This window comes from Chelatococcus sp. GCM10030263, from assembly GCF_042666455.1.
Lineage (GTDB): Bacteria > Pseudomonadota > Alphaproteobacteria > Rhizobiales > Beijerinckiaceae > Chelatococcus.
In genome coordinates this window covers 964,083-987,621 of sequence record NZ_JBHTDB010000003.1, presented here as the reverse complement: position 1 = coordinate 987,621, position 23,539 = coordinate 964,083, and the positions used below count along the sequence as shown (strand labels likewise).

Here is a 23,539-nt window from a genome sequence, read left to right as displayed (position 1 = left end):
CGCGCCGCCCGTATGTCGGGAAGAAGGGGTCAGCCCTGGGTGCGGGCGCGCACGCGCGTTTCCACCCAGGACACCGCGAGGCTGAAGCCGTAGCCGATGACGAAATAGATCAGCGCGACGGCAGTGAGGATCTCGATCGGGCGGGCGGTAACGTTGGATATCGTCTGCGCCGTGTACATCAGCTCCACCATGCCGACCGCCGACACCAGCGTGCTTTCTTTAAACAGGCTGATGACGTTGGACAGGATGTTGGGAATGGCGCGGATCACCGCCTGGGGCGCGACGATGAAGGCGGTGCGTGTCGTGGGCGCCAGGCCCAGCGCATTGCTGGCGTCGTATTGGTCCTGCCCGATCGACTTGAGCGAGGAGCGGAAGGATTCGCTAGTGATGGCGCCCATATACAGCGTCAGGGCAATGATCGACGACCAGAACGCGTTGATCTCGACGCCGAGGATGATGGGCAGGCAGAAGAACACCCAGAACAGGGTGATGAGCGTGGGAGCGCCCCGCAGCACCTCGACATAGAGCATCGCCACCCAGCGCAGCGGCCGGACGGGCGACTGCTGGCACAGCGCGACGAAGAAGCCGAGCACCGTTCCCGCCATCGCGCAGATGGCGCTGAGCAGCAGGCTGGTCATCAGCCCGTAGGCGAGCGCATCACGGAATTCCCAGACGATGGAGAAGTCGAGATTGCCCATGATTCACGCCTTCAGAGCACGGTCGCTCTTGCTTTCGATGAAAGCCGCCAGCCGGCCGATCGGAATCGACACTGCGAGGTAGAACAGCACGAGGAAGGTGTAGGTCTCGATCGGACGGTACGTCGACGTCGAGACCAGGCGGCCGTTGTACATGAGCTCGTCAACGCCGACCAAGGCTACCAGCGAGGTCTGCTGGAACAGGCCGATGCCGTTGGTGATGAGAACCGGGATGGCGTAGCGCAGCGCCTGCGGCAGGATGACGTGGACGATGCGCTCGAACGGGGTCAGGCCCAGGGCGATCGCGGCGTCGGTGTGGGCGCGGGGGATGGTCTGGATCGAGGCCCGGAACGCCTCCGCGTTGAAGGCGCTCAGATTCATGCCGAGGATGACGATGCCCATGAAGACCGGGGGCCAGAACACGTCGAACAGTATCGGCACGCAGAAGAAGAACCAGACGATCTGCACCAGCGTCGGGGTGCAGCGGAAGAACTCGATGTAGAGCCGCGCCGGCACGGTGAGAATGCGCCGCGAGCCCGTGGTGCAGAGGGCGAGCAGAGCGCCGCCGACAAGGCCGATGACGTTCGCCCAGAAGGTCAGCTGCAGTGTCACCAGCAGGCCGTTGAGCAGGAGCGGCCAAGCCTGGATGATGAAGAAATAGTCCAGATGCTGCATCACTCCGGCCCGGTGTTGGCGTGGAGCACGTTGTTGATGAAATCGCGCACGCGCTGGCTGCGGGGGTTCGAGAAGAACTCGTCCGGCGGCGCGTCCTCGACGATGTGGCCGCCGGCGCAGAAGACGATGCGCGTGGCGATGCGCTTGGCGAACCACATGTCGTGGGTGACGATCATCATCGGCATGCCGGCGTCGGCGAGCTCGATGATCATCGCCACCACCTCGGACACCAGTTCCGGGTCGAGCGCCGACGTCACCTCGTCGAACAGCATGAGCTTGGGGTCGAGCATGAGCGCGCGCGCGACGGCGACCCGCTGCTTCTGGCCGCCGGACAGCTCCGAGGGGTAGGCATTCAGCTTACCGTCCAGCCCGAAGCGCCGCATGATCTCGCGGGCGCGGTCCTCGGCCACGCCGCGCGGCACCTTGCGGGAGCGGACGGGGGCCAGGATCAGGTTACGCATCACGCTGAGGTGCGGAAACAGCGTGTAGCTCTGGAACACCATGCCGATCTGCTTCTGGATGCGGCGATCGATCTGGGTGGAGCTGCCGTCGCGGGAAATATAGAGATCGCCGTCGACGTCGACGGTCCCGGCGGCGATGTCCTCGAGCCCCATGATGCAGCGCAGCAGGGTGCTCTTGCCGCCGCCGCTCGGGCCGATGACGACGAGGCGGTCGGTCGACGTCATGGTGAGGTCGAGCCCGTTCAGGACCTTGATGGTCCCCTGCGCGTAGTGCTTCTGAAGCCCCCGGACCTTCAGGAAGTCGTCTGCCAAGTGCTGTTCCTCCAGACGAGCGGCCGGCCGCGCGATGGCGACCGGCGCCGAGGTCATGCTGCATGATCGTGGAGGGCGCCGCTACTTGGTGCCTCCGACGATCTTGTCCACGTAGGTCTGAAAGATGGTCGCCGTCTGTCCGGTGGCGGCCTTCTCCTCCAGGAAGATGTTCAGCACGTCGACGTCGGCCGCCGTGGCGCTGCGGCGCAGGCCGTAGGCGATGCCCTGCTTGGCGACGGCCGGCTGCGGGAACATCGCCACCCAGCGGTTGGGGTCGGTGGCGACGAAAAGGGCGTTGGCGTCGCTGTCCTCGACCACGATGTCGGCGCGGCGGGAGGAGACGGCGAGGCGGTTCGCGTCGACGTCGGCGAGGCGCATGATGGTCGCGTTCTTGACGTTCGCGGTCATGGCCGCATCTTCGGCGCTGCCGGTCTTGACCGCAATGGTCACGCCGGCGACATCGACGTCTGCGAGCGACTTCGGATCCTTGAGCTTCGGATTGGCCTTATCGTAGACCAGCGAGATCTGGTAGGCCCAGACCGGCGCGCTGAAGGCGATGGCCAGCGCGCGCTTCGGCGTGCGGTTGATCGCCATGGACAGGTCCCAGCGCCCCGCCTGGAGGCCGGCAACGATGTTGTCCCAGGTGGTGTCGACCATCTCGGCCTTCACGCCGAGCGCCTTCTCTGCGAACTCGTTGCAGAAGTCGACGAACAGCCCGCTATAGGCCCCGGTGAGCGGGTCGCGCATCACATGAGGAGGCGCGATCGCCGCGCCGCAGCGCAGCACGCCACGCTTCTGCACTTCCTGCCAGTAGCCGTCGGCGGTCTGCGCCCGGGCGGCCGGTGCCACGATGGCGGCACCGAGCATGCCGACCGCGACCAAGAACAGCTTGCTCCACTTCATGATATTCCCCTTGGTTGTTGTATTATCATGCTCGACAAAATGCCGACAATGTCAAGCGACGCGGTGACCGGATGTGGTCTATTTTTGGACATGCCCGCGGATTGAGCAGAGGCCATGGCTTTTCGAAGGAACGCTCAGTGCATCCACAACCCGCCGGTGACGTTGATGGACTGGCCGGTCATGTAGGAGGCTTCGTCGGAGGCGAGGAACGCCACCACCCGCGCGATGTCGTCGGGCAGGCCGACGCGGCCGAGCGGGATCTCGGCCTCGCGCTGCTTTGCCGTCTTCAGGCCGCTTTCGACGGCCCGCCGGTCCGCGACCTCGCGCATGCCCGTCTCGACGATGGTGCCGGGGCATACAGCGTTCACCGTGACACCGAAGGGCGCCAGCTCGGCCGCCAGTGACTGGGTGAGGCCGATCACCGCGAATTTGGAGGCGCAATAGGCGCCGTAATGCGACTTGCCGATCTTCCCGAACCAGGAGGCGGTGTTGACGATGCGGCCCGAGCGGCGGGCGGCGAAGCGCGGCGCCAGCAGGCTGCACAGGCTGAAGACGCCCTCGACGTTGATCTGGAACACCCGGCGCCAATCCTCGATGCGGATTTCGCCGATGCGCCCCATGGTGGTAATGGCCGCGTTATTGACGAGGATGTCGACCTCGCCGAAGCGTCCCTCGAATGCGGCGAGCGCCTCCTTGAGCTGGCGAGGCTCGCCGACATCGGCCTCCATGACGAGCGCGGCGCGGCCGAGCCGCTCCACCTCGGCGGCGGTCCCGCGCGCCCCGGCCGCGTCGACGTCGAGGATGCCGACATCGCAGCCCTCCTCGGCCAGCCGGGTCGCGATGCGCCGGCCGATGCCGCTCGCGGCACCGGTGACCAGGGCTTTCCTGCCGTTCAGTCCGTACATGGGAGTTCCCGCGCAACCCGATGGATGTGACGGTGCTAGGCGGCCTGGTGCCGCTCGATGGCGGCCCAGTCGACCTCGATGCCGAGCCCGGGAGCGTCTGGCAGGGTGGCGATGCTGTTCTCAATGCTCACGCCGCCGCTGAACGGATCGGGATCGTTCATCGACAGGAAGGAGACGTGGCCCTCGCAGTCCACCGGGTAGGGAGTCGCAATCGCCGCGGCGATGTGGCAGCAGGCGGTGTCGCCGAGCAGCGTATAGGGGTTGGTGTCGACCGACACGCCGATGCCGGCGGCCTCGCACATGGCGACGATCTGCTGTGCCGGGTAGAAGCCGCCGACGCGGCTGAGCTTCAGCACGATGCGGTCGCAGGCCCGCATGCGGATGAGCTGCAGCATCGCCTCGGGCGACCAGACGGATTCGTCGAGGATCACCGGCGTCCGGGCGTTCGCGGCGACGAAGGCCGCGCCGTCGAGATCGGCATAGCGCAGCGGCTGCTCGATGGAGAGATTGCCGTAGCGATCGAATTCGCGCAGCGCGTCGACCGCCCATTTCGCGCTGAGCCAGCCCTGGTTGGCGTCGGCGTCGATGTAGATGCCGTCGGGCACCGCCTCCAGAGCGGCGTGGAGCTTGTCGAGCTCGATGCGGAAATTGGCGCGCGTCCAGCCGTTGGCGAGAAGCACGTCGCCGACCTTGATCTTGAGACCCTTGAAACCATCCTCCACCGCCTGGCGGGCGGCGGCGGCCATCGATTCGGGCGTCTTGTGGTAGAGGTTGGTCAGCATCTCGAAGCGGGTGCGGTAGGCGCCGCCGAGTAGCACGTGCACCGGCACGCCGCGGGCGCGGCCGATCAGGTCGTAGATCGCCATGTCGATGCCCGCGCGCGTCGCCCGGCTGCCCGGCATGCCACCCGACACGGTGGCCTCCATCGCCTTATGCGCAAGCGCCGGGCTCTCGGCGTCCACCCCCGTCAGCGCGTCGTCGTACAGCCGCACATAGGAGAGGATCTGCTCGGCCGTCTCGCCGAGATACCAGGTCTGGCTCGATATCTCGCCGACGCCGTAGGTGCCGTCGTCCGCCGTCACCCGGACGAGGAAGCAGGGCAGCTTGCTCGGCCAGACATACTCGTCCTCCTGCCAGCCTTCCTTCTTGATGGTCGACTTCAGGCGGAAGGCTTCCACACGGGCGATCTTCATGACGGGCAGACCTCGGCTGGACGGGAGGGAAGGGCGCACGGCACGGCGGGCAGGCGGCTCAGAGCTCCCGCACCTCGGCGCGGGGCACCGCGCCCATGCGGTAGCCTTCGGGAAGCGGATCGTCGGGATCGAGGACGAACTGGTGGAAGCCGGTGATATAGGCGCGGCCGCCAATGCGCGGCGTGACATAGAGAATGTCGCCGCGCCGCTGCGCCGCCACCGCCCGGCCGGTGAAGCAGGTGCCGAGCACGCCCTCGAAGCGGCGCGGCGACCGCCTCGCGGATCCGGCGGCCGGCCGAGACGATGGCGGCCGCTTCCGACGGCACCAGGGTCAGCCCCAGCGCGTCGGCGTCGACGACCGCGTACAAGTCGCCGCCATAGGCGATGTCGGTGGAGATGCGCCCGAAGCCCTCGACCTCGAGGGGTGCATCGGTGCGCAGCAGGAAGCTGTCCACATTGTCGAAGCTGACGCTACCGACCTTGCCGTTTTCGACCTCGACGTCGCAGACGACCAGGCCCGCGGGCGTCTCGAACCGCACGCGGGTGGACGGCTCGACGACCGGCACCATGCCGGCGGTGACCACTGTGGTGGCTGCGCCGATGATGCAGTGGCCGCACATCGGCACGTATTCGTCCTGCTCCATAATGATGACGGAGAAGTCGTTAGCCGGCTCGAAAGGCGGCATCAGCAGCACCGAGCACACCAAGCCGCTGCCGCGTGGCTCGAAGTTGAGCATGCGGCGCAACCCGTCGTCCTCGCGCCACAGCCGGTTGCGGCGCTCCAGCAGGGTGCCGCCCGGCGGGGTGCGCACGCCGCCGACGATCACGCGCGTGGCGTTGCCCTCGGTGTGCGAGTCGATGGTATGCACGATGCGCTTGAAATAGGCTGACATGACCGTTCGCCGCGTGGTTATGGCGTGCCGTCGTCGCTGACGAGGCGGATGTGTTCGGGGCGGACCTGCAGGGTCATGGTGTCGCCGCAGGCAAAGGTGTTGGTCGACTACCGCGATCAGCCGCTCGTCGCCCCGCCGCAGGTAGACGTTGGTGGACGGGCCGAGCGGTTCGACGAACTCGACTGTCGCCTCCGCCACCCCCTCGGTCCCCTGCGCGGTCAGCCCGACATGTTCCGGGCGCACACCGACCGACAGCCCCGGCTCCGGCAGCCGCCGGGCCTCCTCGGCCGGCAGCCGCGCCGCCAGCCGCTCGTGGAGCATGCCGGCGGAGCCGGCGGCGAACAGGTTCATCGGCGGCGAGCCCATGAACTGCGCCACGAAGCGGGTCTTCGGCCGGTCGTAGATGCCGAGCGGGGAATCCACCTGGATCATGTTGCCCCCGCTCATCACGCCGATGCGGTCGGCCATCGACATGGCCTCGACCTGGTCGTGCGTCACGTAGATCGTGGTGATGCCGAGGTTGGAGACGAGCTGCTTGATCTCCTTGCGCATGGTGGCGCGCAGCTTGGCGTCGAGATTGGACAGCGGCTCGTCCATCAGGAAGACGTGGGGGCTGCGCACCAGGGCGCGGGCCAGCGAGACGCGCTGGCGCTGGCCCCGCTGATCTGGCCCGGCCGCCGGTCGAACAGCGTGTCGATGCCCAGGCGCTCGGCGATGTCCTTGACCTTGCGCTTGCGTTCCGCGGCGGGAACCTTGCGGACCTTGAGCGGGAACTCGACGTTCTGGAACACCGTCATGTTCGGGTAGAGCCCGAAATCCTGGAACGCCATGGCGATGTCGCGGTGGCGCGGCTCCGTGTGCGTGACGTCGCGCCCGCGGATTAACACGCGGCCGGACGAGGGCACGTCCAGGCCGGCGATCATCCGCAGCGTGGTGGTCTTGCCGCAGCCGGACGGGCCGAGCATGACGAAGAACTCTCCGTCGGCGATGTCGATGTCGACGTCGTTGACGGCGAGGTAACTTCCGTACTGCTTGCGCAGCTTCTGGACATGAACGCTCATGGTCTATCCCTTCACTGCGCCCAGCGTCAGGCCGCGCACGAGGTAGCGCTGTGCCGACAGGACAAGAATGATCACCGGCAGCGACATCAGGACGCCGGCGGCGGAGGACAGGCCCCAGGAGATCGCCTTCGGCTTGATGGCGTTGGCGGCGATGACCGGCAGCGTCTTGTTGGAGGAGGTGAGCATGCTCGCCAGCAGGTACTCGTTCCAGGCGAACATGAAGATGATGACAACCACCGCGGCAAGGCCGGGCAGCAGCAGCGGCAGGGTGATGCGGTAGAACCTCGAACGGGCCGCAGCCGTCGATCAGCGCGGCCTCGTCGATCGAACGGGGGATGTCCTGGATGAACACGCGCATCACCCAGACGACGAAGGGCAGGCCGTTGAGCGCATAGACCGCGATGAGCAGCCACGGCGTGTCGAAGACGCTGAGCGCGCGGGCGATGATGAACAGCGGGATGACGCTGACGATGCCCGGCATCATGCGGATGGTGAGGAACTGGAAGGCGAGAAACTCGCGGTTCTTCATCTCGCAGCGGGCTAGCGCGTAGGCGGCCATGGTGCCCATCGTCATGGCCAGCAGCGTGGCGAGCGTGACGATGAAGAAGCTGTTCAGGAAGGCGCGGCCGGCGTTGAGCGTGTCGAACAGTTCGGCATAGTGAACGAGGGTGGGCGTGAAGACCCATACCGGCGGATAGGCAGCGACGTCGACGTCCGACTTCAGCGACGAGAGGGCGATCCAGACCAGCGGCAGCGCGAAGGCCGCTGTCGCGACGATAGCCACGAGATAGTAGCCTGCCGTCGCCAGCGGGCTGCGGCTTCCGACCGTTTCAATGCTCATTGGGCATACTCCCTGCGGCCCTGCGGCATCAGCGTGCTCCCGGCGTCGACATCATCTTGAGGAAGCCGCTCCAGCGGACGTAGAGCCCGACGACGACGGCAAGCAGCAGCACGAAGATCCAGGACAGCGCGGCGCCGTAGCCGAGGTTGAAGAACTGGAAGTTGATGCGCTGCAGGTAGATGGAGGTGAGGTCCGTCGACAGGTTGGGGCCTCCGCGCGTCAGCAGGAACACCGTGTCGTAGGTGCGCATGGCGTCGATCAGGCGCAGGAGCACGGCGATACGATCACCGGCTTGAGCATGGGCAACGTGATGTTGAAGAACACGGTGACCGGATGGGCCCCATCGATCGCTGCGGCCTCGAACGGGCTCTTGGGCAGCGCGCGCAGCCTGGCAAAGACGATGATGAAGACGAAGGGCGTCCACTCCCAGATGTCGACCAGCAGGATCGAGGCGAAGGCGGTCTCCGTGGAGTTGGCCCAGGCGAGATCGCCTCAAGCCGTTGAAGGCGCGGAAATCCGCAGTGGAGGCAGGGTGCCAGCTCGCCATAAGGCAGGCGGATCCCGGTGCGTAATGGGTGCGGCGGGCATATACGCGGCACGGTTCGGCCTGTATGTTATCGACATGGAGTCGACAATTGAATTGCCGATCATGCAGGCGTGTGCCACCCGGTGGCCGTACGGCTGCGCTAGGGCCCTGCAATTCGCGACCAAGGACCAGGAGCCGCCGCCGATTGGCGGCGACACGCGCCCGGCGAGTGGCTAGGATTCCCCGATAGTCAAACGCCAGGCCATGTGAACACGGGCGGAAAGAAGGATGTCGATGCTTTTGGATACGGACCAGCCCAGCCCCAGCAAGGAGACCGGCAGCGCGCGCGTGTACGCCCAGCTTCGGCAGGATATATTGCGCGTCGCCATCGCGCCGGGCGCGCCGCTCGACGAGGTGGGGTTGAGCGAGCGTTTCGGCCTCTCGCGCTCGCCGATCCGCGAGGCGCTGGTGCGCCTGTCCAGCGAGGGGCTGGTGGTCATCCTGCCCAACCGCAGCACCATCGTGACGCCGATCGACGTCCAGAGCATCCCGGAATTCCTGGATGCCCTCGACCTGCTGCAGCGTGTGACGACACGTCTGGCGGCGATCCATCGCACCGACGCCGACATCAAGAGGATCGAGGCCGCGCGCATCGCCTTTGAGAAGGGTGCGCAGAAGAGTATCGACACCGGCAACTCGCTGCCGATGATCGAGTCCAACCACGCCTTCCACATGGCGATCGCCGAGGCCGGGCGGAACAGCTATTTTCAGCAATTCTACAAGCGGATTCTCGACGAGGGCCGCCGCATGCTGCACTACCATTTCGAGTTTCAGGCTCGGGACCCGGACAATTCCGTGGACAAGATGGCCTCCGGCCATCGGGAAATGCTCGACGCCATCCGCGAGCGGGACCCGGACCGCGCCGAACAGATCGCGCATGTCCACGCCACCATGTTCAAGGGCCGCTTCATCCAGTTCTTCGACCGCAACGTCACCGCCAAGATGCGGCTCGGGCATGAGTCCGGCGCCGAGAGCGCAATCTGACGCACCTACGCCGGCGGCAATGCCGCGATTCCCTGTCTGCGAACACCCGAGCCGCTCTCTATGTCCTTCGTCACTGCCACCGACGGCTGCCCGCTTCACTTCGACGTCGCGGGAGATGGCCTGCCGCTTCTGCTCGTGCCCGGCCTCGGCGGCGCGGCGAGCTTCTGGAGCGCCGTCGTCCCGCATTTCGCCGGACGCTTCCGCACGATCGCGGTCGATCATCGCGGCGCGGGGCGCAACGGTCGCCCCGAGGGGAGCTACAGCATCGGCAGGATCGCCCGGGACGTGATCGAGGTGCTCGATGCGCTTGGCATCGAAACGATCGACATCGTCGGCCATTCGACCGGCGGCGCCATCGCCCAGACGCTGGCGCTCGATGCGCCGCAGCGCGTGCGTCGCCTCGTGCTCAGCGGCACCTGGGCGCGGGCCGACGCGCGCTTTCGCGCGCTGTTCGAGGCGCGTATCGACACTCTTCTGTACGCCGGCGCGGCGACCTACCAGAAGCTCACCCATGTGCTCGGCTACACGGCCGACTGGATCGAGCTCCATAGCGAGAGTCTCGATGCCGCCGTCGCCGCGGCCGAGCGGAACCTCGCGCCCCTGTCCGTCACAGCCGCACGGATCCGCATGCTGCTGGAATTCGACCGGGCGGCTGAGCTCGGCCGCATCGCCGCCCCGACGCTGGTGATCGGCGCGCCCGACGACATGATGGTGCCCTATTATCATTCGCAGCGGCTCGCCGCGGCGATTCCCGGCGCCCGGCTGGAGCCGCTGGAGGGCGGGCATTTCTATCCCCGGGTGCACCCGGAGCGCTTCGCCGCGCTGGTGAGCGGCTTCCTCGACGGCAGGCGCTGAAGGCCGCCGGAGACTCAATGCCATCCTCGTGCGGAGCGGATGGCGCGTCATGTCAGGCGATGTCCCGGTCTTTGTCGCGCCGGCCGTCGGCCAGCGATGCGATCAGATTGCGCGAGACGCGCTGGATGTGCCCGCGCAGCATGTCGACGCCGCGTCGCACGTCGCGCAGCCGCGCATAAGCCAGCAGGGTCTGGTGGTCGGAGAGCTCGATCTCGACATCCTTCGCCACCGCGATCTGCAGGTTCACGTAGCGGTTGGCATTGTCGTGGACGGTCTTCAGCAGTCGCAGCGCGATCTTGTTGCCGCTCGGCCGGTAAAGCACCTCGTGGAACCGCCAGTTCAGCTCGCCCCAGTTCTCCACGCTGCCCACGCGCATGGCCTCGTCGATGACCGCTTCGGCGAGGTCGAAATCGGCGTCGGTCAAGCGCGGTATGGCGACCTCGAACAGCCAGGTCTCCAGCCGGATGCGGATATCGAACAGCTCCTCGATCTCCTCCAGCGAGAGCGAGGAGACCACGGTGCCCTTGTGCATTTCGGAGACGACGAGGCCCTCGGCCTCCAACTGGCGGATGGCCTCGCGCAGCGGGACGCGGGAGACGCCGAGATCGGCCGCCAGCTTCTCCTGCCGCAGGGGGGTGCCCTCCGGGAGTTGCCCGTTGATGATCTGGCGGCGCAGCTCGGTCACGATCTGGTCCGTCAGCGATTGGCGTCCGATGCGAACCATCCGCAAATCCTCCGTGAATTGAATAACATATTCAGCCATAATCCAATGCAAGCCTACATAATAGGCGATTTTATCGCAAAATAGCCTATTTTTTGGACTGTTAACCCGTCATATCGGACGCTAGGCTGAATATTGTATTCAATCTTGGGAGCCGATCGATGGCCGATGAGGCGAATGAGACTGCCGCGGAAGCGTCCGGCCTGACCATGGTGGTGCAGCCCGGCCAGGCCGCGAGCTATTGGCAGCCCGTGCCGGCCAACGGCCAGATCGAGGTGATCTTCGCGCCGCACCTGGTTGCCATGGAGCTCCCGATCGGCTTCGGCACCCAGACAGTGCCCCCCGGCGGCTATGTGCGCGAGCATGCGCACGACCGCAATGAGGAGGTCATCTATGTCGTGCGCGGCACGGGCCGCGCCATGGTTGACGGCGTCGAGCATCCCATGTCGCCGGGCTCGGCCTTCTTCATCGGCAAGAACCGCCGGCACATGTTCATCAACGACGGCCGCGAGGAACTGAGCTGGGCCTGGCTCATCGTGCCCAACGGGCTCGAGGAATTCTTCCGGCTGATCGGCCGGGAGAGGGCGCCCGGCGAGCCCGCGCCGGCGCCGTTCCCGCGGCCGGACAACGTGCTCGAGATCGAGCGGCAGACCGTGTTCGCCGCGCCCCTGAAGGATGCCTGCGTGCCCTGAGCCATCCCGGCCTGCCGTCCGCGGCGGGCCGCAAGCCGGGGCCGGCGTCCCGGCACCCGCCGATCGCAATTCGAGGAACACATGCGTCTCAAGGATAAGGTTACCGTTATCACCGGCGCCGCCGCCGGCATTGGCAAGGCGGTGGCGGAGATTTTCGTGCGCGAGGGGGCCAGCGTACTCGTCGCCGACCGGGACGGCGCGGCGGCCGAGGCCGTCGCCGCCGCGCTCGCGCCTTCGGCCAGCGCGTTCGCCGTGGACGTCAGCAGCAGCGCCGCGGTCGCCGGCATGGTTGAGGCGGCACGCGCGCGCTACGGCCGCATCGACATATTGGTGAACAATGCCGGCTACGGGATTCCCGGCACGGTCGTCAGCACCGCCGAGGAGGACTGGGATGCGCTGATGGCGGTCAATCTCAAGGGGGTCTATCTCTGCTGCCGGCAGGTCATCCCGCTGATGGCGGCCCAGGGCGGCGGCGTGATCGTCAACACCGCCTCGAACGTCGCCACCGTGGGCATTTTGGACCGTGCCGCCTATGTGGCCTCCAAGGGCGGCGTCGCCGCGCTGACCAAGGCGATGGCGCTCGACCATGCAGGCGAGAACATCCGGGTCAACTGCGTCGCGCCTGGCGTCACCTGGTCGACCTATTTCGACAAGATGGTGGCCAGCCATCCCGACCCGGAGACCTTCAAGGCCAGGCTGAAGGCCCGCTCCCCGCTCGGTCGCTGGGCAGAGCCGGTGGAGATCGCCAACGCCATATTGTGGCTGGCCTCGGACGATGCCTCCTTCGCCACCGGCAGCATGCTTACCGTCGACGGCGGCATGACGGCCTGGTGAGCGCGGCGGATACATGGTTCCCATGAGCGCGCAACGTCATATCGGGCTCGTCGGCTTCGGCGCGATCGGCCGTGACGTCGGCCGTTATCTGGCCGCCGGGAATTTCCGTCTCACCGTGCTGCTGCGCGAGGGCTCGGCGGCGCGCGACGCGCTTCCCCCCGGTCTCGACCTCGTCGGCACGGTGGAGGAACTGGTCGACGCCTCTCCCGATCTCGTGGTTGAGGCCGCCGGCCAGGCCGCGCTCGCGGCGATGGCGCCCGTGCTGATAGGCGCGGGGATATCCGTCGTCGCCGCTGCGACCGGCGCGCTGGGAGACGAGGACCTGATCGCTCGGCTCACCGGCATCGCCGCGCGTAGCGGCGCCCGCCTGATCGTTCCTGCTGGGGCCATCGGCGGCCTCGACTATCTCGCGGCGGTGCGCATGACCGGGGATGCCCGCGTGCGTTACACCTCGCGCAAGCCGCCCGCCGCCTGGGCGGCCGAGCTGGCGGCGGTGTCGGCAGGGGGCCAGCCGCTGCGCGAGCCGGTTGTCCTGTTCGAGGGCGGCGCGCAGGAAGCCGCGCGCCTCTATCCGCGGAACCTGAATGCCGGGCTGACCGTGGCGCTGGCCGCGGGCGTGGCACGCACCCGCGTGCGGGCCATCGCCGATCCGGCGGCGACGCGCAACACGCATAAGATCGAGGTCGAGAGCGCGCTCGGCTCGGCCACATTGTGCTTCACCAACACACCTTCCGCGACCAACCCCAAGACCTCCGCGCTGACGGCCGCGAGCCTTGCCGCCGCGGTGCACCGCCACTTCGCGCCGCTCATCGTCTGAGGAAGCGAACGCCATGATCCTGGAAGAACGCGACTATCACATCGTGCCCGGCTCCATGGCCGACTTCCTCCACGCCTACGAGACCCTCGGCCTGCAGATCCAGAATGACACGCTCGGCGGCTTCGTCGGGCATTTCGTTACCGAGATCGGCGAGCTCAGCCATGTCGTGGCACTCTGGCGCTACGAGAGCCTACGCGCCCGTGAGGAGCGTCGCACCGTCATGCTCGCCCATCCCGGCTGGGCGCGCTACCTCGCCGCGATAAAGGGCATGATCGTCAGCCAGCAGAACCGCATTCTCACGCCGACGCCGCTGTCGCCGATGCGCTAGCGCCGTCCGTCCCCGCCACCCCTCGTCCACGGTTTCCTCAGCAAGGGCCTTCAGCATGCGCTTTAATCGAATGATTACCGTGGTCGGGGCCCATGCTGCCGGCGAGCTCAACGAGGTCATCACCGGCGGCGTCCTCGACGTGCCCGGGGCCAGCATGTTCGAGAAGATGAAGTATCTCGAGACGAAGGGCGACGACCTGCGCCAGTTCCTGCTCAACGAGCCGCGCGGGAAGGTGACGCAATGCGTTAACCTCGTCCTGCCGCCGACCCGGCCGGAGGCCGACGCCGGCTTCGTCATCATCGAATCCGACTACTACGTGCCGATGTCGGGCACCAACACCATCTGCACCGTCACCGTGCTGCTGGAGACCGGCATGATCCCGATGCAGGAGCCGGTTACCACGCTGACGGTCGAGGTGCCGGCCGGCCTGGTGAAGGTCACGGCGGCATGCAGAAACGGCAAGTGCGAGAGCGTGACCTTCGACAACGTGCCCGCCTTCGTCTTCGCGCTCGACGCCAAGGTGGACGTGCCGGGGCTCGGGACGATCAGCGTCGACGTCGCCTATGGCGGCATGATCTACGCGATCGTCGATGCCGCGAGTCTCGGCTTCAAGGTCGAGCCATCGGAGGCCGCCAGGCTCGTCGAGGTGGGCGAGCGCATCAAGAAGGCCGCCGCCGAGCAGATTCCCGCCGTGCATCCCGAGAACCCCGAGATCCACACCATCAACCAGACGATGTTCGCAGGGCCGCTAATAGATACCCCGGATGGAAAGAGGGCGCATAACAGCGTCATCGTCTCGCCCGGCCGGCATGACCGATCGCCCTGCGGCACGGGCACCAGCGCGCGTCTCGCGGTGATGCATGCGCGCGGCCAGATCGGCGTCGGTGAGCGCTTCGTGAACCGCTCGATCATCGGCACCGAGTTCATCGGGCGCGTGCTCGGCACCGCCCGCGTCGGCGACCGGGAGGGTATTCTTCCCTCGATCACCGGCTCCGCCTGGATTACCGCGTTTCATCAATATGTGCTGGACCCGACTGACCCGTTTCCTGTCGGATACCGTCTCGGCGACACCTGGCCGTCGGAGGCCCAGGCCATCGCTCCTTAGTGGCCACCAACGGATTTGGGCGGCCGCGCTCCGGCTTATGCCACGTTCCTGGGGTTGGGCTCTCGAGCCGAAACGGTAGGAGGATCGGGGTGCGGGTCGACGATCGGCTGCCGTTCCTGCTGCGGCGTTAGCACTACTTGGGCACCTCCGATCAGCGTCAGCATGCCGGCGCCTTCCTCGCCCAGCTTGCCGTCGCGCGAGAAGGTGCCGGAGAAGGTCGTGCTGCTGTTGTCGGCGCCGACATAGAGAGGCCGCCATCGGCGGTAGGACCACGCCGCCGCTCGTCACTCCGCCGGCCGTCCCGTCGGCCAGCGAACCGGTCAGCCCATACTGCGACCCCTGCGGTCCCCGGCCGAGTTGGTCGGTTCCGGCCCAGTGCACGGCGCTCGGCGGCGCGAGGATCGCGTCGATCGACATGGTCTCGGCGACGAAGGGCACGGCTCGAAGGCTTCCACGCCGTGCCAGCGTATACCCATCCGGCGACGAAGAGTGGGCGGCTCGCCCATCTGGCCTGAATGATGCATTCACTTCCGAGCCATCGGCGACAGCGATGGAATGCAATGGGCCTGTGATGGTGAAACGTGGAGGCTCGGATGAACTATGGGTTGGTTGCAAGATGCGAGAGGACAGGACGAATAGGCTATGGCCTCGCAAGCACGAGCCTCGCGCTCGGATTTGCCTGTTGCGACGCGGGCAAGTCGCGCGTCGGCATCGCGCTGACGCTGGGCAGTGAGCGGCCGCAGAACAATCTCCTTGCGCTGCGTGTCCTAGGGCAGGGCTTCAGCGCCTCTTCGACCTTGCGGACTCTGCTCGACAACGATCCGAATCCCGATGCCGGCAGATGGTCGTGATGGACCGTAACGGCGTCGCCGCGATCTCCCATGGTCCCGCGCTCGCCGTATGGTCCGGTCACAAGGTCGCCGCCGATGTCAGTGCCTTCGGCAACGGCATCTCCAGCGAAAGCGTCATCACGGCGATGATCCAAAATTTTACGGCGCATAGGGGCGACAAGCTGGAGGAGCGGCTGCTCCTCGCACTCGAAGCCGGTGAGGCCGCTGGCGGCATGCAGGCCGGCGCCGCGCGTGCCGCCGCGATCGCCGTCTGGGGCGATACGCCCCATTCCGATTGGGATTTGCGCGTCGATCTCGACGACGATGCGGTGCGTGAACTGCGTCGCGTCCATGAGGAATTCAAGCTGATGGCGGACTACTATCTGGAACGGGCCAAGAAGCCGCGCGAGGCCAAGACGCAGATGGAGTTCGTTGACATGTTGAAGTCCCAGCGCCCCCACGGTGATGCCATGACTTACTCAATTATTGCACGCTGCCCCACACCGGCCGGCTTGGCATCGGTACGACGACATTTTCGATTGCTTGCGGTCGCCGCAACGAAAGCGCGCGAGCCAATGTCGGGATCAGCAAGTCCCAGGCTATGTACATGCGCTCGCATGACCCGCGCTCCCTCAATCTGCTTGAGCTGGGCTTTTCCGCACCAATGGCGATGAAAGTGGTCGAGCAGAACGATCCCGACTTCGATTATCGCCAAACCGGCATCATCGACCTCGAAGGGAACGTGGCCCTCCATACCGGCAGAAAGACTGGGCCATGGTCCGGCCATCTCGTCGGCGAGGGATACGGGGCGTTTGGCAGTGTTCGACGGGCAGGACATAAGTCAGTTGACCCGCCGCGAGATGCAGCCGGTGCGCCGCGACATCCAGATCATCTTCCAGGATCCGTTTGCCTCGCTAAATCCGCGGATGAGCGTCGGCTCGTCGATTATGGAGCCGCTGCTGATCCACGGCCTAGAGCGTGGCGCCAAGGCGCGGGAGCGGGTGAGGGCGCTGATGAATCGCTGCGGCCTCGTCCCGGCCATGGCCGACCGCTATCCGCACGAGTTCTCGGGCGGCCAACGTCAGCGGATCTGCATCGCACGGGCGCTCGCGCTCAATCCGAAGGTGATCATCGCCGACGAGTCAGTCTCGGCGCTCGATGTCTCGATCCAGGCGCAGATCGTCAATCTGCTGATGGAGGTGCAGGCGGATTTCGGCATTTCCGTGCTGTTCATCTCGCACGACATGGCGGTGGTGGAGCGCGTCAGTCATCGCGTCGCGGTGATGTATCTCGGCCAGATTGTTGAGATCGGCTCGCGCTCCGAGATTTTCGAGAACCCACAACATGCCTATACGCGCAAGCTGCTGAACGCGGTCCCCATTGCCGACCCTCGGCGTTCCCACCGCAAGCGCCCACTGGTCGTCGACGAGATTCCCAGCCCCGTACGGCGTGTGGGCGACGAACCGATCGTGAAACCTCTCGTTCAAATTGGCCGAACTCACTATGTGGCCCAGCACAGAGTTGGACTCTTCTAGTGGGCGCGGCTGGGGTCGAACGCCTTGAAGGCAGCAGTCTTTCGGACGGGCGGAAACCGTGCTCGCGCCAGGTTCGCTGCGTATGGCTCGACTTCCAGGAGCAACGCGATCCGACGATATGCGAAGACGCCACCTACATCGGCACGAGCAGCTTGCGCGCGGTCGACGCGGTGTTGCGCACGGTCTCGATCCACTCGGTTTGACCGCGGGCGCCGTTGGGCACCATCTGCTTGACCATGGAAATGCCGATAGCCGCAAGCGGATAGCCGGTATCGTCGAGGAGCGGCGCCGCGATGCAGCAGACGTCTTCATGCCCCTCGGCCTCATCGAAGGAGACGCCAAGGGTGCGAACCTCCTGCAATTCCTTTCTCAATGTATCGGCATCGGTGATGGTATTGGCGGTGAAGCGCTGGAAACGCATGGACTGGATCAACGCCTCCTGCAAAGGTTGAGGTTGGCCCGCCAGAAGCGCCTTGCCGACGGCACCACGATAGAGCGGCTCGCGGTCCCCAGGTAGCTGCCGGACCGAGACAATATGTTGAGCCGGAACGACCTCGATCAGCATGGCTTCGTCGTGCTCAAGCACGCCGAGATAGGTGGTCATCCCGGTGGCGACGTTCAATTCGCGCAAGAAGGGGCGCAGCCGCTCCACGAGCAGCCCGTGGGCAGGCGCGAAACGGCGCAGACGGGCCAGCTTGGGACCTGCCGAATAGAGCTTGGTGTCAGGATCCTTAGTGACGAAGCCGCATTCCTCGAGGGTCGCGAGAATGCGCAACGCCGTGCTCGGCTCGTGCTGGAGCGTAGCGGCAATGTCGCGCAACCGCATCGGTTTGCGGGCGGTAATGACCAGCTCCAGCAGCTCCAAACCCTTGGTCAGGGAACGGATGGTGCCATGGCCGGAGCCCTCTGAGCCGGTGAGTTTCGGTTCCATGATGCCAACCTTTTCGCGGGTTGCTCAGGCATAAGCACAGCCGCTCCCGTCCGTACAGCGTTGGCCAACAAATTTCGCAAACGGCATAGCCCAAAGTACCACCGGCCTGGCGTCTTTCGCAATGAAGTTGCTCATATCGCAATTCTATTGCGACAGGCGCAATTTATTGCTAACTTGAATCAAGAGGGGTGGTCGAGACAAGCAATTCTCGCGCCAATGAAATCAATGCGGGACTAGTCGATGAACGCGTTCGCGGCCGCAGACGTGAAAAGCCTCCCGCCGCTCCTTGAGATGCGTGGCATCTCGAAGAGCTTCGGCGGCAACCAAGCACTCAGCGACGTTAGCGTCAGGCTCCGGCACGGCGAGGTGCTCGCCCTCCTGGGGGAGAACGGGGCAGGCAAATCGACCCTGATCAAAACGCTGGCCGGCGTACACAGCCTCGACAAAGGGCAGATCCTATTCGAGGGCCAGGATGTCAGCCGCACCGTCACGAGCCTCCCCATTGCTTTCATCCATCAGGATCTCGGCCTCATCGACTGGATGACAGTGGCGGAGAATGTGTGCCTGACGCGGGGCTTCCCGCGTCGGCGCGGTATGGTCCACGGCCCGATTTCATGGGCGAAATCGCGTCAGTTCGCCTCGGCCGCGCTGGCCAAACTCGGCATCGACATCGATCCCGACACCCGCGTCAATCAGCTTGGCCGAATCGAGCGCTCGCTCGTTGCCATCGCCCGCGCCCTGACCACGGATGCGCTCATCATCGTCATGGACGAGCCCACGGCTTCGCTACCGGCCGACGAGGTCAACCGTCTGTTCGAAGCCATCCGCCCGCTGCGCTCCATTGGCATCGGCATCATCTACGTCTCCCACCGGCTCGAAGAGATCTTCTCTGTTGCCGATCGCGTCGCGGTGCTGCGCGACGGGCACATGGTCGGCGAGCAGAATGTGGCCGACACCACGCCGGAGGAACTCGTCCGGCTCATCATCGGCAAATCCGCCAAGCCTGTATTGAGGGAGAAAGCGAGCTTCGCCGGCCCACCGCTGCTCGAAGTGGCCGGGGCGGCGATCCCCGGCGTCGGCCCGATCGATCTCGAGGTCATGCCGGGCGAAATCCTCGGCTTGACCGGACTGCGCGGGGCTGGCCAGGAGGCCTTTGCGCGCGCCTTGTTCGGGCTCGTCCCTCTCGATGCGGGCGTGGTGCGCCTCGAGGGGGTGCCGGTGAGACTCTCCGGAGCGGCCGACGCCATCGCTCAAGGCGTCCGCTTCGCCAGCGGCGACCGCACCGGCGAATCCGTCGTGCACGGCTTTTCCGTCACCGAGAATTTCTTTCTCAACAAGGCGGCCCTGGGCGGGCGCTGGTTCAACCGGCTGCGGCATCGGGAGGAGGAGCGGGAGGCCGAGAAATTGGCCCGCTACATCCAGCTTCGCCCGAATGATCCCCGCCAGCTGATCGAATCCTTGTCAGGCGGCAATCAGCAGAAGGTCGTCCTGGGACGCTGGATGCATCTCAAGGGCCGTCTCCTGATCCTCGAGGATCCGACCGCCGGCGTCGATATCGGCGCCAAGGGCGAAATCTACCGGCTGCTGTTCAATGCCACTGAGGGACGACTCGGTGTGCTGCTCGTCTCGACCGATTTCGTCGAGGTTGCGGCCCTGTGCGACCGCGCCCTGGTGTTCAGCCGCGGCCGGATCGTCGATGCCCTTGCGGGACCGAATTTGACTCCCGACGGCCTTCTCACCGCAGCCGCCGTCACTGCCGCGGCCTGAATCAAACTCGTCCGCCAAAATCGGAGCTGCCCTGTGCAATCACTCAAGTCCGATGCCCTTGAGCCCACGCGGAGCGAATTGGCTCGGTTGCCCGTCGGTGTGCGCCTGCGCCGGCTGCTGCCGACCTATGGGCTTCCAATCCTGACTTTGCTGTTGATTCTCCTGTTCTCGCTCATCTTCCCCGATACGTTTCCGACGCTGCTGAACTTCAGCGCCATCATCGACAACAAGGCGATTATTGCGCTGCTCTCGCTCGCCGTACTGTTTCCGATGGTCACTGGCAAGATCGACCTGACCATCGGCTATGGCATCGTGCTCTGGCACATCCTGGCGATCAGCCTCCAGCTCAATTACGACATGCCGTGGCAGATGGCCGTGCTGCTCGTTCTGCTGATGGGCGGTGGGCTTGGGCTGATCAACGGCATGCTGGTCGAAGTCGCGCTGATCGACTCCTTCATCGCCACGCTGGGCACCGGCACCATCCTCTATGCCGCGGCGCTCTGGTACACCGGCGGGCGGCAGATCGTCGGCCCGCTGCCGGATGCTTTCTATGAGGTCAATGAGCTGACGCTGTTCAATATACCCATCAGCGCCGTCTACGTGCTCGGCCTGGCGCTGATGCTGTGGCTCGTCCTCGATCACCTGCCCGTAGGGCGGTTCATGTACGCCATCGGTGCCAACCCACGCGCGGCGGCGCTGAACGGCATTCCGGTGCGCCGCTATTCGATCCTCGCCTTCGTCGTATCCGGTCTCATCACCGCCGCAGCTGGGGTCGTGCTCGCCGCGCGATTGCGCGTAGGGCAGGCGAGTGTCGGCCTCGACTATCTGCTCCCGGCGCTTGTCGGTGTCTTTCTCGGCTCCACCACCATAAAACCCGGCCGGGTCAACGTCTGGGGGACGCTGGTCGGAGTCATCATTCTCGCTGTCGGCATCTCCGGCATCCAGCAATTCGGCGGCGACTTCTACATCGAGCCGTTGTTCAACGGCGCCACCCTGCTCGTGTCCATCGCGATCGCCGGCTATGCCCAGCGCCGCCGCGGTACGGGGGCCAGGAAAGCTACCCCGTCGGGTTAATGTAGACTTGGCGGCTCGACCGCCGCTTAGTCCCGACGACTAACTCCTCGTTCTCGACTTGCCCGCCGTTGAAGCGAGCTTCGCCCGAAACGGCACCACTGTGCCCGCGCCTTGCCGTGCCGGGAGCCAAAGGAACCGATCATGAATCTTCACAACCCAAACGCCGGAGCGCCGTCGCTGCCGTTCGACGCCGCGCATCTCGACGATCTCATGGAGAAGGCCGGCATCGACGTGCTGCTGATCACGTCCAAGCACAACATCCAGTATCTACTCGGCGGCTATCGGTATTTCTTCCACGACTATTCGGACGCGATTGGCGTAAGCCGCTATCTGCCAATCCTCATCTATCCGCTTGGCCAACCTGAGAAGGCCGCCTATGTCGGCCAGTCGATGGAAGTCTATGAGCAGCAGAACGAGCGCTTCTGGACACCTTACGTCACCACCTCGAGCTGGGGCACGCTCGATGCCGCCGCGATCGCCATCGAGCATCTGCGTGCGCTCGGTCTTCCGGTCGGGCATATCGGCGTCGAATTCTCCTTCCTTCCCTACGATGCGGCGCGCGCCCTGGAGGCTGCCTTCCCAGAAAGCCGGCTGGTCGAGGCGTATTTTCCGCTCGAGCGGCTGCGCGCCTGCAAGAGCCCGCAGGAGCTGCAACTGATCAGGGAAGCCTCCGAGCGCGTGGTCGATTCGATGATCGCCACCTTCAGCGCGCTCGCGCCGGGCATGACCAAGCGCGAAGCCGTCGCGCGGCTGCGCAGCGAGGAGACGGACCGCGACCTCGTCTTCGAATATTGCCTGATCTCGGCCGGGCAGAGCCTCAATCGCGCCCCCTCCGACCAGCCGCTCGGCGCAGGCGACATCCTCTCGCTCGATTCCGGCGGCCGCTACCGGGGCTATATCGGCGATCTCTGCCGCATGGGTATTCTCGGTGAGCCGGACGCCGAGCTTGAAGACATGCTCGCCGAGGTGGAGGCGGTACAGCGGGCGGCGCGCGGCCCGATCCGAGCTGGCGCACGCGGCGGCGACATCTACACACCCGCCTTGGAGGCCGTGAAAGCCTCGCCGAACCGCGCGCACATGCATTTCGTCGCGCACGGCATGGGCATTGTCGGACACGAAGCTCCGCGCCTGAGCAGCCGGACCCCCGTCGGCTACGAGGGGTACGATGCCGACCTGCCGCTCCAGGCCGGCATGGTGCTCTCGGTCGAGACGACGCTCGAACACCCGCGCCGCGGCCTCATCAAGATCGAGGACACCCTCGCTGTCACGCAGGCGGGCTTCGAAGCTTACGGCGACCGCGGCCGCGCTTGGAATGGCTCGGCCCGGTGAACGCTACCCCGCCAGCCGCTCATCCGGCCGGCCCATCGAAAGAGCGCGAGCCAATCGCGTCAGTGCAAAAAAAACCCAATCCAGAGACAGGAGAACAATATGCGTGGAATGCGAACTCTGCTGGCGGGTGCGGCAATCGCCGCCCTGCTAAGTGCTCCCGCCGCGCGCGCCGCCGAACCGCTCGACGTCGCCACCGCCAAGCAGGTCATCGAGAAAGCGGCTGCTCCGTCGCTGCCCTGGGACGGCCCGACCACCGGTCCGAAAGCCCAGGGGGGCAAGTCCGTCATCTTCGTCTCCGCCGACCAACGCAATGGCGGACCGCTCGGCGTTAGCGAAGGCGTCACCGAGGCAGCCAAGGTCATGGGCTGGCAGCTGCGCATCCTCGACGGCGGCGGCTCCATCGCCGGGCGCACCTCCGCACTCACCCAAGCCATCGCTCTGAAGCCCGACGTGCTGATCGCCGGCAATATCGACGCCGTCGAGCAGAAGGCGACGCTGCAGAAGGCGATGGACGCCGGCATCAAGGTGTTCGGCTGGCATTCGACGATCAAGCCCGGCCACGATCCAGCCCTGCCGCTGATCACCAACATCTCGACCGACCCGCTGAACGTCGCCCGGGTGTCGGCTGCGCTCGTGGTGGCGGACAGCGGCGGCACCGCCGGCGTCGTCGTATTCACCGACTCCACGGAGAAGATCTCCGTCCTCAAGTCCGACGCCATGGCCGACAACATCAAGGCCTGTCCGGGCTGCAGCGTCTTGACGACAGTCGATACGCCGCTGCACGACGTCGCCACCCGTATCCCGCAGATGACCACCTCGCTGCTGCAGCGCTACGGCGGCAAATGGAGCTACAGCCTCGCCATCAATGATGGCTTCTTTGACTTCATGGCGTCGACACTCGCCGGCGCGCGCCGCAAAGGAACCGACCATCCGCTAAACGTCGCTGGCGGCGACGGCAGCAAGGCCGCCTTCGAGCGCATTCGCCAAGGCCAATATCAAATGGCCACCGTGGCCGAGCCTCTTCATCTCCATGGCTGGCAGATCATCGACGAGGCGAACCGCGCCCTCGCTGGCGAGCCGATCAGCGGCTATGTCGCTCCGACCCATTTGGTGGTGAAGTCGAACATCGGCAAAGACGGCGGCGCTGACAACATCTACGATCCAGACAATGGTTACCGCGATGTCTATCGCAAGATCTGGGGCAAGTGATTG

At 65.7% G+C, this 23,539-nt stretch carries 24 protein-coding genes and 5 pseudogenes; 15 read left to right on the top strand and 14 right to left on the bottom strand.

Translation table 11 applies throughout. The features are described 5' to 3' along the window. Positions 1–29: 29 nt before the first annotated feature. The 10 genes and pseudogenes from ACFQU1_RS09215 to ACFQU1_RS09170 form a co-directional block, all read right to left on the bottom strand. A complete protein-coding gene (locus ACFQU1_RS09215) occupies positions 30–698 on the bottom strand; it encodes an amino acid ABC transporter permease (RefSeq protein ID WP_378131541.1) in 669 nt (222 codons plus the stop codon). Positions 699–701: 3 nt separating this feature from the next. Beyond that, the gene (locus ACFQU1_RS09210) at positions 702–1,370 is read right to left on the bottom strand and encodes an amino acid ABC transporter permease (protein WP_378131538.1); all 669 of its coding nucleotides are present in this window, start codon (positions 1,368–1,370) and stop codon (positions 702–704) included. Continuing rightward, positions 1,370–2,200 carry an amino acid ABC transporter ATP-binding protein gene (locus ACFQU1_RS09205; protein WP_378131536.1) on the bottom strand — a complete coding sequence of 277 codons (831 nt, stop codon included), beginning with the start codon at positions 2,198–2,200 and terminating at the stop codon, positions 1,370–1,372. The genes ACFQU1_RS09210 and ACFQU1_RS09205 overlap by 1 nt, the downstream gene beginning before the upstream one ends. Positions 2,201–2,224: 24 nt before the next feature. Continuing rightward, the gene (locus tag ACFQU1_RS09200) at positions 2,225–3,046 is read right to left on the bottom strand and encodes a substrate-binding periplasmic protein (protein ID WP_378131534.1); all 822 of its coding nucleotides are present in this window, start codon (positions 3,044–3,046) and stop codon (positions 2,225–2,227) included. Positions 3,047–3,180: 134 nt separating this feature from the next. Further along, positions 3,181–3,951 (bottom strand): SDR family NAD(P)-dependent oxidoreductase, encoded by a 771-nt coding sequence (locus tag ACFQU1_RS09195; RefSeq protein ID WP_378131532.1) that lies wholly within the window; start codon positions 3,949–3,951, stop codon positions 3,181–3,183. 35 nt (positions 3,952–3,986) lie between these two features. Further along, positions 3,987–5,144, bottom strand: coding sequence for a mandelate racemase/muconate lactonizing enzyme family protein (locus tag ACFQU1_RS09190; RefSeq protein WP_378131529.1), 1,158 nt, complete (start codon positions 5,142–5,144; stop codon positions 3,987–3,989). Positions 5,145–5,202: 58 nt separating this feature from the next. Then, positions 5,203–5,364: a proline racemase family protein gene (locus tag ACFQU1_RS09185; RefSeq protein WP_378131648.1), complete on the bottom strand. Its 162-nt coding sequence runs from the start codon at positions 5,362–5,364 to the stop codon at positions 5,203–5,205. A 102-nt stretch (positions 5,365–5,466) separates the two neighbouring features. Then, positions 5,467–6,358 (bottom strand): annotated as a pseudogene (locus tag ACFQU1_RS09180) (proline racemase family protein); the annotation flags it as partial. A 275-nt stretch (positions 6,359–6,633) separates the two neighbouring features. Then, positions 6,634–7,098, bottom strand: coding sequence for an ABC transporter ATP-binding protein (locus ACFQU1_RS09175; RefSeq protein WP_378131527.1), 465 nt, complete (start codon positions 7,096–7,098; stop codon positions 6,634–6,636). 3 nt (positions 7,099–7,101) lie between these two features. Beyond that, positions 7,102–7,579, bottom strand: a pseudogene (locus ACFQU1_RS09170) (carbohydrate ABC transporter permease). Here ACFQU1_RS09170 and ACFQU1_RS09165 point away from each other — a divergent pair. Beyond that, positions 7,515–7,649 (top strand): hypothetical protein, encoded by a 135-nt coding sequence (locus ACFQU1_RS09165; protein ID WP_378131650.1) that lies wholly within the window; start codon positions 7,515–7,517, stop codon positions 7,647–7,649. The pseudogene ACFQU1_RS09170 and the gene ACFQU1_RS09165 sit on opposite strands and share 65 nt — an antisense overlap. 318 nt (positions 7,650–7,967) lie before the next feature. On the opposite strand, the gene ACFQU1_RS09160 is transcribed toward ACFQU1_RS09165, so the two are convergent. Beyond that, positions 7,968–8,213, bottom strand: coding sequence for a hypothetical protein (locus ACFQU1_RS09160; RefSeq protein ID WP_378131525.1), 246 nt, complete (start codon positions 8,211–8,213; stop codon positions 7,968–7,970). Continuing rightward, complete coding sequence (locus tag ACFQU1_RS09155; protein ID WP_378131646.1) at positions 8,198–8,371, bottom strand: ABC transporter permease subunit; 174 nt, start codon at positions 8,369–8,371, stop codon at positions 8,198–8,200. The genes ACFQU1_RS09160 and ACFQU1_RS09155 overlap by 16 nt, the downstream gene beginning before the upstream one ends. Positions 8,372–8,753: 382 nt before the next feature. Here ACFQU1_RS09155 and ACFQU1_RS09150 point away from each other — a divergent pair, with 382 nt between their 5' ends. Further along, positions 8,754–9,509 (top strand): GntR family transcriptional regulator, encoded by a 756-nt coding sequence (locus tag ACFQU1_RS09150; RefSeq protein WP_378131523.1) that lies wholly within the window; start codon positions 8,754–8,756, stop codon positions 9,507–9,509. A 60-nt stretch (positions 9,510–9,569) separates the two neighbouring features. Next, entirely contained in the window at positions 9,570–10,364 is a 795-nt protein-coding gene (locus ACFQU1_RS09145) for an alpha/beta fold hydrolase (RefSeq protein WP_378131521.1), read from the top strand. 52 nt (positions 10,365–10,416) lie between these two features. Here ACFQU1_RS09145 and ACFQU1_RS09140 read toward each other — a convergent pair whose 3' ends face one another. Beyond that, positions 10,417–11,049 (bottom strand): GntR family transcriptional regulator, encoded by a 633-nt coding sequence (locus tag ACFQU1_RS09140; RefSeq protein ID WP_378131518.1) that lies wholly within the window; start codon positions 11,047–11,049, stop codon positions 10,417–10,419. A 197-nt stretch (positions 11,050–11,246) separates the two neighbouring features. Between ACFQU1_RS09140 and ACFQU1_RS09135 the strand changes: the two genes are divergently transcribed. The 8 genes and pseudogenes from ACFQU1_RS09135 to ACFQU1_RS09100 all read left to right on the top strand — a co-directional run. After that, positions 11,247–11,777, top strand: coding sequence for a cupin domain-containing protein (locus ACFQU1_RS09135; RefSeq protein ID WP_378131516.1), 531 nt, complete (start codon positions 11,247–11,249; stop codon positions 11,775–11,777). An 81-nt stretch (positions 11,778–11,858) separates the two neighbouring features. After that, the gene (locus ACFQU1_RS09130; RefSeq protein WP_378131514.1) at positions 11,859–12,611 is read left to right on the top strand and encodes an SDR family oxidoreductase; all 753 of its coding nucleotides are present in this window, start codon (positions 11,859–11,861) and stop codon (positions 12,609–12,611) included. Between the two features lie 22 nt (positions 12,612–12,633). After that, complete coding sequence (locus ACFQU1_RS09125; protein WP_378131512.1) at positions 12,634–13,428, top strand: aspartate dehydrogenase; 795 nt, start codon at positions 12,634–12,636, stop codon at positions 13,426–13,428. Positions 13,429–13,441: 13 nt separating this feature from the next. Continuing rightward, positions 13,442–13,756, top strand: coding sequence for an NIPSNAP family protein (locus ACFQU1_RS09120; RefSeq protein WP_378131510.1), 315 nt, complete (start codon positions 13,442–13,444; stop codon positions 13,754–13,756). Positions 13,757–13,811: 55 nt separating this feature from the next. Then, on the top strand, positions 13,812–14,861 hold the full coding sequence (locus ACFQU1_RS09115; protein WP_378131508.1) for a proline racemase family protein: 1,050 nt from the start codon (positions 13,812–13,814) through the stop codon (positions 14,859–14,861). Positions 14,862–15,454: 593 nt separating this feature from the next. Then, positions 15,455–15,972, top strand: a pseudogene (locus tag ACFQU1_RS09110) (DUF1028 domain-containing protein); the annotation flags it as partial. 212 nt (positions 15,973–16,184) lie between these two features. After that, positions 16,185–16,448: pseudogene (locus tag ACFQU1_RS09105) on the top strand (DUF1028 domain-containing protein); the annotation flags it as partial. A 55-nt stretch (positions 16,449–16,503) separates the two neighbouring features. Next, a pseudogene (locus ACFQU1_RS09100) lies at positions 16,504–17,226 on the top strand (ATP-binding cassette domain-containing protein); the annotation flags it as partial. A gap of 133 nt (positions 17,227–17,359) precedes the next feature. Here the strand turns inward: ACFQU1_RS09100 and ACFQU1_RS09095 are convergent. Continuing rightward, positions 17,360–18,157, bottom strand: coding sequence for an IclR family transcriptional regulator (locus ACFQU1_RS09095; protein WP_378131506.1), 798 nt, complete (start codon positions 18,155–18,157; stop codon positions 17,360–17,362). A gap of 240 nt (positions 18,158–18,397) precedes the next feature. On the opposite strand from ACFQU1_RS09095, the gene ACFQU1_RS09090 reads away from it, so the two are divergent. The 4 genes from ACFQU1_RS09090 to ACFQU1_RS09075 all read left to right on the top strand — a co-directional run bounded on the left by ACFQU1_RS09090 (position 18,398) and on the right by ACFQU1_RS09075 (position 23,536). Beyond that, positions 18,398–19,924 (top strand): sugar ABC transporter ATP-binding protein, encoded by a 1,527-nt coding sequence (locus tag ACFQU1_RS09090; RefSeq protein ID WP_378131503.1) that lies wholly within the window; start codon positions 18,398–18,400, stop codon positions 19,922–19,924. Between the two features lie 33 nt (positions 19,925–19,957). Next, positions 19,958–20,998, top strand: a complete 1,041-nt coding sequence (locus ACFQU1_RS09085) for an ABC transporter permease (protein WP_378131501.1) — start codon at positions 19,958–19,960, stop codon at positions 20,996–20,998. A 141-nt stretch (positions 20,999–21,139) separates the two neighbouring features. Then, positions 21,140–22,327, top strand: a complete 1,188-nt coding sequence (locus ACFQU1_RS09080) for a M24 family metallopeptidase (RefSeq protein WP_378131499.1) — start codon at positions 21,140–21,142, stop codon at positions 22,325–22,327. Between the two features lie 99 nt (positions 22,328–22,426). Then, positions 22,427–23,536: a substrate-binding domain-containing protein gene (locus ACFQU1_RS09075; RefSeq protein WP_378131497.1), complete on the top strand. Its 1,110-nt coding sequence runs from the start codon at positions 22,427–22,429 to the stop codon at positions 23,534–23,536. The last annotated feature ends 3 nt before the right edge of the window (positions 23,537–23,539 follow it).

Coding starts and splice junctions, on each gene's coding strand:
- ACFQU1_RS09095 (WP_378131506.1), bottom strand. CDS start 18,157: ATGGAACCGAAACTCACCGGCTCAGAGGGCTCCGGCCATGGCACCATC.
- ACFQU1_RS09130 (WP_378131514.1), top strand. CDS start 11,859: ATGCGTCTCAAGGATAAGGTTACCGTTATCACCGGCGCCGCCGCCGGC.
- ACFQU1_RS09090 (WP_378131503.1), top strand. CDS start 18,398: ATGAACGCGTTCGCGGCCGCAGACGTGAAAAGCCTCCCGCCGCTCCTT.
- ACFQU1_RS09145 (WP_378131521.1), top strand. CDS start 9,570: ATGTCCTTCGTCACTGCCACCGACGGCTGCCCGCTTCACTTCGACGTC.
- ACFQU1_RS09215 (WP_378131541.1), bottom strand. CDS start 698: ATGGGCAATCTCGACTTCTCCATCGTCTGGGAATTCCGTGATGCGCTC.
- ACFQU1_RS09200 (WP_378131534.1), bottom strand. CDS start 3,046: ATGAAGTGGAGCAAGCTGTTCTTGGTCGCGGTCGGCATGCTCGGTGCC.
- ACFQU1_RS09210 (WP_378131538.1), bottom strand. CDS start 1,370: ATGCAGCATCTGGACTATTTCTTCATCATCCAGGCTTGGCCGCTCCTG.
- ACFQU1_RS09075 (WP_378131497.1), top strand. CDS start 22,427: ATGCGTGGAATGCGAACTCTGCTGGCGGGTGCGGCAATCGCCGCCCTG.
- ACFQU1_RS09080 (WP_378131499.1), top strand. CDS start 21,140: ATGAATCTTCACAACCCAAACGCCGGAGCGCCGTCGCTGCCGTTCGAC.
- ACFQU1_RS09205 (WP_378131536.1), bottom strand. CDS start 2,200: ATGACCTCGGCGCCGGTCGCCATCGCGCGGCCGGCCGCTCGTCTGGAG.
- ACFQU1_RS09120 (WP_378131510.1), top strand. CDS start 13,442: ATGATCCTGGAAGAACGCGACTATCACATCGTGCCCGGCTCCATGGCC.
- ACFQU1_RS09135 (WP_378131516.1), top strand. CDS start 11,247: ATGGCCGATGAGGCGAATGAGACTGCCGCGGAAGCGTCCGGCCTGACC.
- ACFQU1_RS09195 (WP_378131532.1), bottom strand. CDS start 3,951: ATGTACGGACTGAACGGCAGGAAAGCCCTGGTCACCGGTGCCGCGAGC.
- ACFQU1_RS09125 (WP_378131512.1), top strand. CDS start 12,634: ATGAGCGCGCAACGTCATATCGGGCTCGTCGGCTTCGGCGCGATCGGC.
- ACFQU1_RS09150 (WP_378131523.1), top strand. CDS start 8,754: ATGTCGATGCTTTTGGATACGGACCAGCCCAGCCCCAGCAAGGAGACC.
- ACFQU1_RS09190 (WP_378131529.1), bottom strand. CDS start 5,144: ATGAAGATCGCCCGTGTGGAAGCCTTCCGCCTGAAGTCGACCATCAAG.
- ACFQU1_RS09115 (WP_378131508.1), top strand. CDS start 13,812: ATGCGCTTTAATCGAATGATTACCGTGGTCGGGGCCCATGCTGCCGGC.
- ACFQU1_RS09175 (WP_378131527.1), bottom strand. CDS start 7,098: ATGAGCGTTCATGTCCAGAAGCTGCGCAAGCAGTACGGAAGTTACCTC.